The organism is Pseudomonas haemolytica, from assembly GCF_009659625.1.
GTDB classification, from domain to species: domain Bacteria; phylum Pseudomonadota; class Gammaproteobacteria; order Pseudomonadales; family Pseudomonadaceae; genus Aquipseudomonas; species Aquipseudomonas haemolytica.
Genome location: NZ_VOIW01000002.1, coordinates 316981 through 330903 on the forward strand (window position 1 = coordinate 316981; position 13923 = coordinate 330903).

A 13923-nucleotide genomic window follows, 5' to 3' on the forward strand; every position below is an offset into this window, starting at 1 on the left:
CCCGGCTGGAACCAAGACATGAAACGCCCTCGACCTGCCCGACGCGCCCTGCTTGTGGTGGCGTGCCTGCTCCCCATCCTCGCGGTGGCTGCCTGGCAAGTGCTGCCGTCGGGCCGCGACAGCCTGCCCACGGTCGCCGTAACCCGCGGCAACATTGAAAACAGCGTTACCTCACTGGGCACCCTGCAACCGCGCCGGTACGTCGACGTGGGTGCCCAGGCGTCCGGACAGATTCGCAAGATCCATGTGGAGGCCGGTGATCAAGTCAAGGAAGGCGAGCTGCTGGTGGAAATCGATCCCGCCACGCAACAGGCCAAGCTCGACGCCAGCCGCTACTCCATTGAAAACCTCAAGGCGCAGTTGCAGGAACAGAAAGCCCAGCACGAACTCGCACGCCAGAAATACCAGCGCCAGCAACGCTTGGCTGCAGGCAACGCCACCCGTGAAGAAGATGTGCAAACCGCCAAAGCCGAACTGAGCGCCACCCAAGCCCGCGTCGATATGTTCCAGGCGCAGATCCGCCAGGCCCAGGCCAGCCTGCGCAGTGACGAGGCCGAACTGGGCTATACGCGGATTTACGCGCCCATGAGCGGCACCGTAGTGGCGGTAGATGCACGGGTCGGCCAGACCCTCAACGCCCAGCAACAAACGCCGTTGATCCTGCGCATCGCCAAATTGTCGCCGATGACCGTATGGGCCGAAGTGTCCGAAGCCGATATCAGCCACGTCAAACCGGGCATGAGCGCCTATTTCACTACCCTCGCCGGCGGCAACCGGCGCTGGACCAGCACCGTACGCCAGATCCTGCCGATCCCGCCCAAGCCGCTCAATGAAGCCAGCCAGGGCAGTGGCAGCCCCACCAGCACGAGCAAAACCGGGAGTGGCCGCGTAGTGCTGTACACCGTACTGCTGGATGTGGACAACACCGACAATGCGCTGATGGCCGAAATGACCACCCAGGTGTTTTTCGTCGCCAGCCAGGTCAAGGACGCTCTCACCATCCCGGTCGCAGCGCTGCTCGGCAGCCAAGGCACCGACAAGCAGATCGCCCGGGTCGTGACCAAAAACGGCGCCATCCAGGAGCGCGAAGTACATTTGGGTATCAGTGACCGCCTGCGCGTTGAAGTGCTGGATGGCCTGGACGAAGGCGATCACCTGTTGATCGGCCCAGCCAGCGGCAGCAGCGGGGGTTGATGTGACCACGCCACTGATCGAACTCAAGAACATCCGCAAATCCTACGGTGGCGGCGACAGCCCGCAGGTCGACGTATTGCGCGGGATCGATCTGTCGATCCATGCAGGAGAATTCGTTGCCATCGTCGGCGCCTCGGGCTCCGGAAAATCCACTCTGATGAACATCCTCGGCTGCCTCGACCGCCCCACTGTGGGCGACTACCTGTTCGCCGGGGAAAACGTCGCGCACCTGGACAGCGACGCACTGGCCTGGCTGCGCCGCGAAGCCTTTGGTTTCGTGTTCCAGGGCTACCACCTGATCCCGTCCGGCTCGGCCCAGGAAAACGTCGAGATGCCGGCGATCTATGCCGGCATCAGCGCTGCCGAACGCCATGCCCGCGCCAAGGCTCTGCTGACCCGCCTAGGCCTGGCCGACCGCACCAGCAACCGCCCTCACCAGCTCTCCGGTGGTCAGCAACAGCGCGTCTCGATTGCCCGTGCGTTGATGAACGGCGGGCATATCATCCTTGCCGACGAACCCACCGGCGCCCTCGACAGCCACAGCGGCGCCGAAGTGATGGTGCTGCTGGATGAATTGGCCAGCCAGGGCCACGTGGTTATCCTGATTACCCACGACCGCGAAGTCGCGGCGCACGCCAACCGCATCATCGAGATCAGCGACGGCCTGATCATCAGCGATTCGGCGTTGAGTCACACCCACGTGCCCGTCACGGCCAACAGCGACGCATTGCAAGCCGTAGATCTGCGCCAGCGCCTGGCCGACGGCGCCGAACACAATGGTGCCTGGAAAGCCGAGCTGCTGGACGCGGTGCAGGCGGCCTGGCGGGTGATGTGGATCAACCGCTTTCGCACCGCATTGACGCTGCTGGGGATCATCATCGGCGTGGCGTCGGTGGTGGTGATGCTGGCGGTGGGCGAAGGCAGCAAGCGCCAGGTCATGGCGCAGATGGCGGCCTTCGGCTCCAACATCATCTACCTGAGCGGCTTTTCGCCTAACCCGCGCACGCCGCCCGGTATCGTGACCCTCAATGATGTGGCGGCATTGGCTACATTGCCCCAGGTCAAGCGCATCATGCCGGTGAACGGCACCTACGCCGGTGTGCGCTTCGGCAACGTCGACTACATGGCCTATGTGGGCGGTAACGACACCAACTTCCCCGACATCTTCAACTGGCCTGTAGCCGAAGGTAGCTACTTTACCGAAGCCGACGAGCGCGCCGGGGCCACGGTGGCGGTGATCGGTCATCGCGTGCGCGAAAAGCTGTTCAAAGGCCAGTTGGACCCCATCGGCCAATACATCCTGATCGAAAACGTGCCCTTCCAGGTGATTGGCGTGCTGGCGGAAAAAGGCTCCAGCTCCGGCATGCAAGACAGCGACGACCGTGTCGCCATTCCCTACACCGCCGCCAGCGTGCGCCTGTTCGGCACCTATAACCCCGAATACGTCGTCATTGCCGCGGCCGATGCGCGCAAGGTGCAAGAGGCCGAGCAAGCCATCAGCCAGCTTATGCAAAAGCTGCACGGCGGCAAACGCGACTTCCACCTGACCAACGACGCAGCGATGATCCAGGCCGAGGCGCGCACGCAAAATACCCTGTCGCTGATGCTCGGCTCGATCGCCGCGATTTCTCTGCTGGTGGGCGGTATCGGCGTGATGAACATCATGTTGATGACCGTGCGCGAACGCACCCGTGAAATCGGCATACGCATGGCCACCGGGGCGCGCCAGCGCGACATCCTGCGCCAATTCCTCACTGAGGCGGTGATGCTCTCGGTGGTCGGCGGCCTGTTCGGTATCGCCCTGGCGATGCTGGTGGGCGGCGTGCTGGTGCTGGCCGAAGTGGCGGTGCAGTTCTCCCTCGTGGCGGTGCTCGGTGCGTTTGGTTGTGCGCTGGTTACCGGTGTTGTATTCGGCTTCATGCCGGCCCGTAAAGCTGCCCGGCTCGATCCGGTTAAGGCGTTGACCAGTGAATAAACGATCCATCGCACCACAACTGTCAGTGCTGAGCCTGTGCCTGCTGCTCAGTGCCTGTGCCGGCAAGCCTACCGCCCTCGACAGCGGCATCGCCCCGCCCGCCGCCTGGCAATACGCCGAGCGTGCGACCACCCAGGCCACCAACCAGCGCTGGTGGACGCAGTTTGGCAGCCCGGCGCTGAACCGCCTGATCGACCAGGCCCGGCGCGACAGTTTCGACGTCGCCGCCGCCATGGCCCGCGTGCGCCAGGCCCAGGCCACGGCGGTGATTGCCGGGGCGCCGCTATTGCCGGAGGTTAAATTCAACCTCACTACCCGCCACCAGAAGTTACTGCGCGGCAACGGCGGGCCTGACCTGGATACGTCGCAAAGCAAAGACGCCGTAAACAATTTCGGCGCCAACTTCAGCGCCAGCTATGAAGTGGATTTCTGGGGTGGCCGCGCCGCCGCACGCGACAGCGCACTCTACAGCCTGCGCGCCAGTGAGTCGGACCAGGCCACCGTCGAGCTGACCCTGCTCAGCAACGTCGCCGACCGCTACGCGCAAACCCTCGCGGCGCAGCAACGCCAGCAGATCGACACACTCAACCTGGCCAATGCGCGCAACGTCCTCGACCTGGTGCAGACCCGCTACGACGCAGGCTCTGCCACCGCCCTGGAACTGGCCCAACAGAAAAGCCTGGTAGCCAGCCAGCAACGGCAACTGCCGCTGATTCAACAGGTGGCTGAAGAGTCGCGGATCACCCTCGCCGCCCTTCTCGGCCAGCCGGTGCAGGCCCTCGACCTGGGCAGCGAGCCCTTCCAGACGCTCACCTGGCCAACTATCGGCCCGGGCGTGCCCAGCCAATTGCTGAGCCGTCGTCCCGACCTGGCCAAGGCCGAAGCCGAGCTGGCCGCGGCGCAGGCCGATGTCACCGTGGCCCGCGCCGCGATGTTGCCGGCGGTAACCCTTGGCGCCACGCTCGGCTCCGACGCCGACAAGGCCGCGCAACTCCTGCGCAGCCCCTACTACACCCTGACCGCCGGCCTGATCGCACCGATCTTCAACAATGGCCGTTTAAGCGCCGAGCGCAACAAGGCCCGGGCGCGCCAGGATGAGCTGCTGCAAACCTACCGTGGGGCGATCATCAACGGCTTTGCCGATGTGGAAAAAGCCCTCAGCAGCATCACCCGCCTGGACCAGCAACGCCAATGGCAAACCGAAGAGCTGCAACAGGCGCAGACAGCCTTCCAGATTGCGCAAAGCCGCTACGAAGCCGGCGCTGAAGATCTGCTCACGGTATTGGAAACCCAGCGCACCCTGTACGCCGCCCAAGACTTGAACGTGCAATTGCGCCTAGCGCGCCTGCAAGCCAGCATCGCCCTGTACAAGGCATTAGGGGGGGGCTGGAACACCGAGGACTGATAAACAAAATTGGTATTTCGTACACGAACTGTTTCCTAGCCTTACATTTTCCAACCCAAGATCCTTGGTAAAAAAGCCGCTATCACACGGCTGCCCGGGATCTCTTGATGAAACCCAGCGTTTTTGTAAAAAGCCTGGCCTGCATCGGCTGCTGGCTGATAGCAAAGCTGGCAATAGCCGAACCCTTGATCGCCCCCACTGCGATCGACTGGCTGCTGGACTGCCCCCTCACTGCGACTGCGCACCTGGACCCCGAGGTGGTTGGACGTACCCAATGCGGTCTGGTCAGCGTGCCCCGCGACCATGCTGCCCCCGAGCGCGGCCGTATACGCCTGACCGTGACCCGCGTCGGCGCGCGGCAACCGCTCAACCGTGAAGGGGTGGTGTTCATCCAGGCCGGCGAGCCACCACAGGCCAAGGGCGCGCCTTTCGTCCTTCACCTGGCCAGCCGCTGGGAGTCGCTTGCCACGCGGGCCTATCGCACGCTGATCGACCGCTATGACATCATCGAACTGAGTGCCCGCGACCTGAAACAAAAGAGCGCGGTCGAACAGGCTGCGCAGGACATGGAGTTCGTACGCGGGCAACTCGGCGAGGCGCGCCTCAACTATCTGGGCAACGCCGCCGCCACCCGCCTCGGCAGCCGCTATGGCACGTTGTTTCCTGAACGGGTCGCACGCATGGTGCTGATTAACGCCGGGCCTGGCGAACCCATCGCCATGGGTTTCGAGCAACTACTGCTCAAGGAATCAGCGCGCTCGGGCGCCGACGGCTGTGTCAGCCGCTGGCTGGGGGATTTTCTCGCCTATGGCAAATACCCACCGGCGTCCGCGCGCTGTCTCGACCTCGGCGCCTGGGAGTAATCAGCACATTTACGACCTCTGGCCACCGAAAACGACACCCTGCATTGACGCTCCTGCCCAATCGTTATTAAGTGCTATTTATCCGCATTAATACGATAAATAAACCATGCTGACTCGCCCGTTACGCCGCAAACGCCAGAAGCTTTCCGATGTAATTGTCGAGTCGGTCAAGCGCTCCATCGTCACCGACGCCTTGAAGCCCGGCGACCGCCTGCCCACCGAACGCGAACTGATGGAAAGCTTCCAGTGCTCCAAGGGTTCGGCACGTGAAGCGCTCAAGGCACTGGAAGTCGAGGGCTTGGTGAGCACGCGCACCGGCCCCAGTGGCGGGGCCTATCTGAACCAGGCCGGTACCGAACCGGCCAGCCGCGCCTTGCGCAACTACCTGCACTTCCAGCACCTGGATGGCGAGCAGGTGTACCAGCTGCGCAAGGTCATTGAAGTGGAACTGGCCGTGTCGGTACTCGGGCGCTTGAGCGAAGACGATTATCACGCCTTGCAAGCCAACGTGGATTTCTGCAGCGCCCCCGAAGACAGCGAAGCCGGCCAGCGCGAACAGCGCCTGGCGGAACTGGAGTTCCATAACCTGCTGGCCAGGGCCTGCCCCAACCCATTGCTGAGCTTTATGGCGCAGTTTCTCAATGACCTGCTGCGCGATCTGGTGGTGCTGAAAAAAGCCTACAAGCCCAAACGCAAACAGTTCGACGCGGCCAACCTCGACTATCACAAGCAACTGCTGATCGCGTTTCGCGCCGGGGATGAAGGTGCCGTGCGTGGTTTGATGCATGAGCATATGTGCGATGCCGAACACCACATGACTGCGCTGGAAGGCCAGGTCAGCCCGCATTTCCTTTTGGAGTTCGATCATCGATAAGAACACCGCAAAACCAATGTGGGAGCGGCGGTGCGACGATTCGACTTGCTCGCGAATGCGGTGTATCAGTCACTGCATGCGTGGCTGACCTACCGCATTCGCGAGCAAGCCCGCTCCCACATTTCGACCCAGTTGCAACCGTTAGACCGTTTCACTCAATTCAATAACAGGCCTGCCCACAGGCCCTTGCTCCACCGTATCGCCCTTGCCGCTCCTGCCAATAATTAAACCAGGGAGTCACCCCATGCAGCGTCGTACGTTATTGAAAGCCAGCCTCACCGCGGCCGCCGCCCTCAGCTTGCCGCTGAGCGTGCGTTCGGCATTCGCCGCCGAGCCCTTTACCTTTTACGGCCTCAAGTCCATGTCTGGCGCCTTTGCCAGCTATGGCAAATTTGCCGACATGGGTTCGCGCCTGGCGGTAGACCAGCACTCCGAGTTGCTCGGGCGCCCGCTGAACTACAAAGTCATCGATACCGAAGGCAATGCCGGCAAGGCGGTGCGCAAGGTGCAGGAAGCCATTGCGCAGGACGGCGCGCGGTTCTTCCAGGGTTGCACCTTGTCTTCGTCGGCACTGGCGGTGGCCAAGGAAGTCGACAAGGTTGGCGGCGTGTTCATGACCCCGGTGGGCGCCGATGAAGTCACAGGCAAAGATTGCAACAAGGCGACCTTTCGCTGGTCAGTGCCCACCTACGGCGCGATCCGCGAAACCATGGTGCCGCTGATCAAGCTGCTGCCGGACGCCAAGCGCTGGTACACCATCACCCCGCAATACGTGTTTGGCGAAGCCTTGCTCGAAGGTGCCAAGAACGTGCTCAAGGAGCATGGCCTGGAACACGTCGGCAACAGCTACCACTCGCTGCAGGAACAGGAATTCTCCGGCTACCTGACCAACGCCATTTCCACCAAGCCCGATGTGCTGGTGCTGCTCAACTTTGGCAGCCAGTCGTCCAACACCCTGCGCCAGGCCGTGAATTTCGGCATCAAGGAGCGCATGAAGGTGCTGCTGGTGTGGTCGGCCGGCCTCGATCAGTTCCAAGAGCTGGGCAGCGATGTACTCGAAGGCGTGTACCTCGGCGCGCAGTACTGGCACCAGGTCGACACCCCGCTCAACCGTGAACTGGTCAAGCTGACCCAGGCCAAATACGGCATCAACCCCACCTACCCGCTGGCCGCCGACTACATCAGCACCAAGGTCATGCTCGAGACCATCATCGCCACCGGCAGTTTCGACGGCGCGACCGTGGCCAAGGCCATGCAAGGCTTGAGCTACGAAGGCCCGACCGGCAAGGAGTCGATCCGTGCCGGCGACCATCAGGTGATCAAGGATTACTACCTGCTGGTCGGCAAGGCCAGCGGCGACATGGCCGACAAGGACGACCTGGCCAAAGTGCTCAGCGCCGGCCAGTCGTTCCCGCCAGTGGAAGCCACAGGCTGCTCGCTCGGCTGACCCCTTAAATTGTGTCGCGCAGGTCCGCGCAAGCGGCGTCCTGCGGAGGGTTCCTGCATGCTTAATCTTTACCTGTTCCAGATCCTCAACGGCCTTGGGTTGGGGATGATCTACTTCCTGATTGCGGTTGGGCTGACGATCATTTTCGGCCTGCTCAACTTCGTCAACTTCGCCCACGGCGCGTTCTTCCTGCTGGGTGCCTACATCTGCTACACCGCCGTGAGCCTCACCGGCAACTTCTGGCTGGCGCTGCTGATCGCGCCGCTGGTGGTGGCCGCGCTGGCCTGGGTGATCGAGCGCTTGCTGATCCAGCGCATTTACCACTTACCGCATATGTTCCAGATCCTGGTCACCCTGGGGATCGCGCTGATCATCCAGGAAGCCAGCGTGATGATCTGGGGCCCGGTGGGCAAAAGCGTCGCGGTACCCGAACTGCTGCGCGGCGTGCTGGTGGTGGGTGATTTCGTCTACCCCTACTACCGCCTGTTCCTCATCGTGTTTTCCGGGCTGGTCGGCCTGGGCCTGTGGCTGCTGCTGGAACGCACGCGCTTCGGCGCCCTGGTGCGTGCCGGCAGTGAGAGCACGGAAACGGTGTCGCTGCTGGGCACCAATATTTTCCGCCTGTTCTCCATGACCTTCGCCCTCGGCGTGGCCCTGGCCGGTGTCGCCGGGGTGTTGTTCGCACCGTTGCGCGGCGCCCAGCCCTTCGTCGGCCCGGAGATTCTCGGGGTGGCGTTCGTGGTGGTGGTGATCGGCGGCATGGGCTCCTTCAGTGGTGCGCTGGTCGGCGGTTTGCTGGTGGGCGTGGTGCAAAGCCTGATGACCACACTCTGGCCCCAGGGTGCGAGCCTGATGATCTACGGTGCGATGGCCGTGGTGATTCTGGTCCGCCCCTACGGCCTGTTCGGGAGAGCCTGATATGAGCGAGAAAAATCCCCTGCCGTTTGCCAAGACGCAATCCAACGCCATGTTGCTGTGGGTACTGGCGGTACTGATCGGCCTGCCGTTGATATTGCCCTCGGCGACCCTGGCCACCGAGATCCTGATCTTTGCCATGGCCGCCCTGGCCTGCAACCTGCTGCTGGGCTACACCGGGCTGTTATCGTTCGGCCAAGGCATCTTCTTTGGCGCCGGTGCCTACTGCGCGGCGTTGCTGATGATTCACCTGCAACTGGGCCTGTTCACTGCGCTGCTCGGCGCCGCGCTGGCCGGTGGGTTCCTGGCCTTGCTGGTCGGTGCCCTGGCGATTCGTCGCACCGGCATCTACTTCGTGATGCTGACCTTGGCGTTCAGCCAGATGGCCTACTTTGTCGCCTACACCTTGAGCGACTGGACCGGTGGCGACAACGGCCTGCTCAGCGTGCCGCGCCCGGAAATCCGTGTCGGCGACACCGTGCTGTTGTCACTGGCCGACGCCCGCGCCTTCTACGGTTTTGTCGCGGTGCTGTTCCTGCTGATCTTTATCGGCGCCCGCCGGGTGATCGCCTCGCCGTTCGGCAGCACGCTGATGGCGATCCGCGAAAACGAAACCCGCGCCTCGGCCATCGGCTATGACACGCGGCACTTCAAGATCCTGGTGTTCGTGCTGTCCGGCGCGGTTACCGGGATTGCCGGCGCGCTGTACGCCATGCTGCTGCACTTTGTACCGCTGTCGAATATCGACCTGGTGATGTCCGAGAACATCCTGATCATGACCATCGTCGGCGGTACCGGCTCGCTGTTCGGCTCATTGCTCGGTGCCGGCTCCATCGTGCTGCTGGGCGATTTCCTCTCCGACCTGTGGCCGCGCTGGCTGATGCTGCTGGGGGTGATCCTGATCCTGGTGGTGATCTTTATGCGCGGTGGTTTGTGGGGCGGCCTGGCGTCGCTGTTCGAGAAAGTGCGTGGCAGCCGCAAAACCGCCGTCGCTGCCAAGGAGGAAGGGCTATGAGCATCCTGCTGGAAACCCAGAACCTGGAACTGGCCTATGGCGCGTTCCATGCCGTCAATGGCGTCAACCTCAAGGTCGAGGCCGGCACCATCCACACCATTATCGGCCCCAATGGCGCCGGCAAGACCAGCCTGTTCCACTGCCTGACCGGCGAACGCCAGGCCACCGCCGGGGCGATTCATTTCGACGGCAAGAACCTGATGCGCAAACCCGCCCACGCCCGCGTTGGCCTGGGCATGGCGCGCTCGTTCCAGCTCACCAGCCTGTTCCAGAACCTCAGCGTGCGCGAAAACCTGCGCCTGGCTGCCCAAGGCCGTGACGGTGCGCGCGCCCTGAATTTCTGGCGCCGTGTGGACAGCAAACGTGAGCACCTGGAGATGGCCGACCAGGTACTGGAACGCCTGCAACTCAGCGCCCGCGCCGACACCCTGGCCGGCGAGTTGTCCCACGGCCAGCAGCGGGTGCTGGAAGTGGGCATGTCGATCTGCTCCAAGCCGAAACTGCTGATGCTCGACGAGCCCACCTCGGGCATGGGCATCGATGACATCCCGATCATGACCCAACTGATCAGCGACCTCGGCCGCGACCACACGGTGTTGCTGATCGAACACAACATGAGCATCGTCATGTCCATCAGCCAACGCATCACGGTGATGAGCCACGGGCAGATCCTGGTGGAAGGCACACCGGCGTTCGTGCGTGCCGATGAACGTGTGCGCAGTGCTTATCTTGGGGAGGCTGCCTGATGCTGATCGTCGAGAATATCCATTCCTACTACGACAAGAGCCACGTGCTCGAAGGCGTGTCGTTGACCGTTAACCCGGGCGAACTGGTGACGCTGCTCGGCCGCAACGGCGCCGGCAAGACCACCACCTTGCGCAGCATCCTCGGGATTATCTGCCCGCGCCAGGGCCAGATTCACTTCAACGGCCAGGCACTGGTGGGGCAGAAGATTTTTGAAATTGCGCGTCAGGGTTTGGCGCTGGTGCCGGAGAACCGCGGGATTTTCCGCCTGCTCAGCGTCGAGGAAAACCTGCGCATCGCCGTACGCAAAAGCAGCCGCTGGCAACTGCAAGACGTGTACGCGATGTTCCCGCGCCTCAAGGAACGGCGCAAAAACGCCGGCCACGCGCTGTCCGGCGGCGAACAGCAGATGCTCGCCATCGCCCGCGCCCTGCTTAACGACCCCAAGCTGCTGATCCTCGATGAGCCCACCGAGGGCCTGGCCCCGGTGATCGTCGACGAGCTGGTGAAGATCCTGCGCAAGGTCAAGGACGAAGGCCTGCCGGTGCTGCTGGTGGAACAGAACCTGATGGTCTGCGACAAGCTTGCCGACCGCCATTACGTGCTCGAACAGGGCCGCGTGGTGTACGAAGGCAGCGCCGCTGACTTCCGTGCCGACCCGTCGATCAAGAACCGTTATCTGGCGTTGAGTGCCTGATTGGAGATCTCTGATGAATAGCTTTGCGCAATCGCTCCAGAGCAACGCCCCGCTGATCAACCGCAACCGCTTGTGGCAATCGCTGATGGACCTGGCCCAACTCGGCGCTACGGCCAAGGGCGGTGTCTGTCGCCTGGCCCTGACCGACCTCGACCGCCAGGCCCGCGACTTGTTCGTGCAGTGGTGCGAGGCGGCCGGGTGCAGTGTCAGCGTGGATGCCATCGGCAATATTTTTGCCCGGCGTCCCGGGCGCAATCCCTCCCTGGCGCCGGTGATGACCGGCAGCCATATCGACACCCAACCTACCGGCGGCAAGTTCGACGGCTGCTACGGGGTGATGGCTGGGCTGGAAGTCATCCGTACGTTGAATGACTTGCAGATCGAGACCCAAGCGCCGATTGAAGTGGTGGTGTGGACCAACGAAGAAGGCTCGCGCTTCCCGCCGTGCATGATGGGCTCCGGGGTGTTTGCCGGGAAGTTCGACTTGCAGGACACCCTCGACAAGCTCGATGACCAGGGCCTGTCGGTGGGCGCCGAATTGCAGCGTATCGGCTATGCCGGTTCGCGTGAAGTGCTGGGCCACCCGGTGGGTGCGTATTTCGAAGCCCATATCGAGCAAGGCCCGGTGCTGGAAGACCAGGCCACCACGATTGGCGTGGTCATGGGTTGCCTGGGCCAGAAGTGGTTCGACCTGACTCTCACCGGCGTCGAGGCCCACGCCGGCCCCACGCCCATGCACCTGCGCAAGGACGCGCTGGTCGGCGCTGCCGAGGTGGTCAGTGCGGTCAACCGTATCGCCCACCAACAACAGCCGCACGCCTGCGGCACCGTCGGTTGCCTGAGCCTGCACCCGGGTTCGCGCAATGTGATTCCCGGCCAGGTGCACATGACCATCGATTTGCGCCACCTGCATGCCGACAAGCTGCAAGCCATGGTCGATGAAGTGCGCGGCGTGATCGAAACCACGGCCGCCCGCCACGGGTTGACGTTTGAACTGACACCCACCGCCGACTTCCCGCCGCTGGACTTCAACCCGGCCTGCGTCAACGCCATTCGCGATGGCGCGCGTGCCTTGGGTCTGAGTCATATGGACATCGTCAGCGGTGCCGGGCATGACGCGATTTTCGTCGCCGAACTGGGCCCGGCCGGGATGATCTTTGTGCCCTGCGAGGGCGGCATCAGCCATAACGAAATCGAAAACGCCGCGCCGGATGACCTGGCGGCCGGTTGCGCAGTGTTGCTGCGCGCCATGGTCAATGCGGCTCAGGGGGACGTGGCATGAGTGAGATTGGGCAACTGACGGCGGTGCAACTGTTGCAGCATTTTCGCGACAAGAGCTTGTCACCGGTGGAAGTCACCGAAGACGCTTTACTGCGCATCGAACGCTATAACCCGGTGGTGAACGCCTACTGCCATGTGGACCCACACGGCGCATTGAACGCTGCGCGGGCCTCGGAACAACGCTGGCTGAAAGGTGAGCCTTGCGGCGCACTGGATGGCGTACCAGCGTCGATCAAAGACCTCACGCTGACTCTCGGCATGCCGACGCGCAAGGGTTCACGCACGTCTTCAGCCGAAGGCCCATGGGATGTGGACGCGCCCTTCTCGGCCTTTATGCGCAAGGCCGGTGCGGTATTGCTGGGCAAGACCACCACCCCCGAATTCGGCTGGAAAGGCGTGACCGACAACCCGCTGTACGGGATCACCCGCAACCCGTGGGACACCCGCACCACGGCAGGCGGCTCGTCCGGTGGCGCGGGTGCAGCGGCGGCGTTGAACCTCGGCGTGCTGCACCAGGGCAGCGATGCGGGCGGCTCGATTCGTATTCCCTGTGCATTTACCGGCACGTTCGGGATCAAACCGACCTTCGGCTATGTGCCGCAATGGCCGGCCAGTTCCATGACAATCCTCTCGCACCTGGGGCCGATGACCCGCACGGTGGAAGACAGTGTGCTGATGCTACAGACCGTGGCACACGCGGATGCGCGGGATGGCTTGATCGGTGCACCGAGAACCACGCCGTGGCTGACGCCGGGTACAGATTTGAAAGGCTTGCGTGTGGCCTATAGCCCCACGTTCGGCTATGTGGATGTGGATCCGCAGGTCGCCAAGGTAGTCGCCCAGGCCGTGGAGGGCCTGGTGCAATTGGGCGCCCATGTCGAGCAGATCGACCCAGGTTTCAGCGACCCGCTTGAGGTGTTCAGCACGTTGTGGGCTGCCGGCGCTGCACGCTTGACCGGCTCCATGAACGACGCGCAACGGCAACTGCTGGACCCAGGGCTGCTGCGTATTGCGCAACGCGGCGAGCAGCTGAGCCTGAAGGATTTCAACGCAGCCTTGGAAGCGCGGGCAGCATTGGTGGCGCGTATGGCGGCGTTTCATGAGCACTACGACGTGCTCGTGTCGCCGATGATGCCGATCACCGCGTTCGACGCCGGACACAACGTACCGCCGGACTCGGGGATGAACGAGTGGATGGAATGGACGCCGTTCACCTACCCCTTCAACTTGACGCAGCAACCGGCGGCGTCGGTGCCGTGTGGGTTGGCGGCGAATGGGCTGCCGGTGGGCTTGCATGTGGTGGGCGCGCGTTTTGCCGATGAGATGGTGTTAGGGGTGTGTCGAACGTACGCAAAGGCGTTCCCCACCGAACACCTTGAAGCACCGAGCGTGCCCTGAACCGCGGCTTTCGACCGCAGATTGCCGTGTGCATCTGCGGTCGCGGATGGCCTATAATTCGCGCCTCTTTTTGTTGCCCGGATTGTTTCAGATGGAATTCACAAGGACTGTCCTG

General features: G+C 63.0%; 12 protein-coding genes. All 12 read left to right on the forward strand.

Annotated features, from left to right (window positions below):
• Positions 1-18 precede the first annotated feature (18 nt).
• Positions 19-1194: an efflux RND transporter periplasmic adaptor subunit gene (locus FRT59_RS07645; protein ID WP_034120428.1), complete on the forward strand. Its 1176-nt coding sequence runs from the start codon at positions 19-21 to the stop codon at positions 1192-1194.
• Between the two features lies 1 nt (position 1195).
• Positions 1196-3169 carry a MacB family efflux pump subunit gene (locus FRT59_RS07650; protein ID WP_034120429.1) on the forward strand — a complete coding sequence of 658 codons (1974 nt, stop codon included), beginning with the start codon at positions 1196-1198 and terminating at the stop codon, positions 3167-3169.
• Entirely contained in the window at positions 3162-4574 is a 1413-nt protein-coding gene (locus FRT59_RS07655) for an efflux transporter outer membrane subunit (protein ID WP_198809611.1), read from the forward strand. The genes FRT59_RS07650 and FRT59_RS07655 overlap by 8 nt, the downstream gene beginning before the upstream one ends.
• 107 nt (positions 4575-4681) lie before the next feature.
• Positions 4682-5437, forward strand: coding sequence for an alpha/beta fold hydrolase (locus FRT59_RS07660; protein ID WP_034120431.1), 756 nt, complete (start codon positions 4682-4684; stop codon positions 5435-5437).
• Positions 5438-5543: 106 nt separating this feature from the next.
• Positions 5544-6311, forward strand: a complete 768-nt coding sequence (locus FRT59_RS07665; RefSeq protein WP_153870836.1) for a FadR/GntR family transcriptional regulator — start codon at positions 5544-5546, stop codon at positions 6309-6311.
• Positions 6312-6555: 244 nt separating this feature from the next.
• Complete coding sequence (locus FRT59_RS07670; protein ID WP_153870837.1) at positions 6556-7758, forward strand: ABC transporter substrate-binding protein; 1203 nt, start codon at positions 6556-6558, stop codon at positions 7756-7758.
• A gap of 57 nt (positions 7759-7815) precedes the next feature.
• Positions 7816-8676 (forward strand): branched-chain amino acid ABC transporter permease, encoded by an 861-nt coding sequence (locus FRT59_RS07675; RefSeq protein ID WP_015884776.1) that lies wholly within the window; start codon positions 7816-7818, stop codon positions 8674-8676.
• A gap of 1 nt (position 8677) precedes the next feature.
• Positions 8678-9688 carry a branched-chain amino acid ABC transporter permease gene (locus tag FRT59_RS07680; protein ID WP_034120435.1) on the forward strand — a complete coding sequence of 337 codons (1011 nt, stop codon included), beginning with the start codon at positions 8678-8680 and terminating at the stop codon, positions 9686-9688.
• The gene (locus FRT59_RS07685) at positions 9685-10434 is read left to right on the forward strand and encodes an ABC transporter ATP-binding protein (protein ID WP_153839222.1); all 750 of its coding nucleotides are present in this window, start codon (positions 9685-9687) and stop codon (positions 10432-10434) included. The genes FRT59_RS07680 and FRT59_RS07685 overlap by 4 nt, the downstream gene beginning before the upstream one ends.
• Positions 10434-11129, forward strand: coding sequence for an ABC transporter ATP-binding protein (locus FRT59_RS07690; protein WP_153870838.1), 696 nt, complete (start codon positions 10434-10436; stop codon positions 11127-11129). Before FRT59_RS07685 ends, FRT59_RS07690 begins: the two co-directional genes overlap by 1 nt.
• Positions 11130-11142: 13 nt before the next feature.
• Positions 11143-12411 carry a Zn-dependent hydrolase gene (locus FRT59_RS07695; protein WP_153870839.1) on the forward strand — a complete coding sequence of 423 codons (1269 nt, stop codon included), beginning with the start codon at positions 11143-11145 and terminating at the stop codon, positions 12409-12411.
• On the forward strand, positions 12408-13808 hold the full coding sequence (locus FRT59_RS07700) for an amidase (protein WP_153870840.1): 1401 nt from the start codon (positions 12408-12410) through the stop codon (positions 13806-13808). Before FRT59_RS07695 ends, FRT59_RS07700 begins: the two co-directional genes overlap by 4 nt.
• The last annotated feature ends 115 nt before the right edge of the window (positions 13809-13923 follow it).

Bases quoted from the DNA above. Each gene is read 5' to 3' on its own strand.
- FRT59_RS07665 (WP_153870836.1), top strand. From the start codon at position 5,544: ATGCTGACTCGCCCGTTACGCCGCAAACGCCAGAAGCTTTCCGATGTA.
- FRT59_RS07645 (WP_034120428.1), top strand. From the start codon at position 19: ATGAAACGCCCTCGACCTGCCCGACGCGCCCTGCTTGTGGTGGCGTGC.
- FRT59_RS07670 (WP_153870837.1), top strand. From the start codon at position 6,556: ATGCAGCGTCGTACGTTATTGAAAGCCAGCCTCACCGCGGCCGCCGCC.
- FRT59_RS07700 (WP_153870840.1), top strand. From the start codon at position 12,408: ATGAGTGAGATTGGGCAACTGACGGCGGTGCAACTGTTGCAGCATTTT.
- FRT59_RS07695 (WP_153870839.1), top strand. From the start codon at position 11,143: ATGAATAGCTTTGCGCAATCGCTCCAGAGCAACGCCCCGCTGATCAAC.
- FRT59_RS07685 (WP_153839222.1), top strand. From the start codon at position 9,685: ATGAGCATCCTGCTGGAAACCCAGAACCTGGAACTGGCCTATGGCGCG.
- FRT59_RS07690 (WP_153870838.1), top strand. From the start codon at position 10,434: ATGCTGATCGTCGAGAATATCCATTCCTACTACGACAAGAGCCACGTG.
- FRT59_RS07660 (WP_034120431.1), top strand. From the start codon at position 4,682: ATGAAACCCAGCGTTTTTGTAAAAAGCCTGGCCTGCATCGGCTGCTGG.
- FRT59_RS07675 (WP_015884776.1), top strand. From the start codon at position 7,816: ATGCTTAATCTTTACCTGTTCCAGATCCTCAACGGCCTTGGGTTGGGG.
- FRT59_RS07680 (WP_034120435.1), top strand. From the start codon at position 8,678: ATGAGCGAGAAAAATCCCCTGCCGTTTGCCAAGACGCAATCCAACGCC.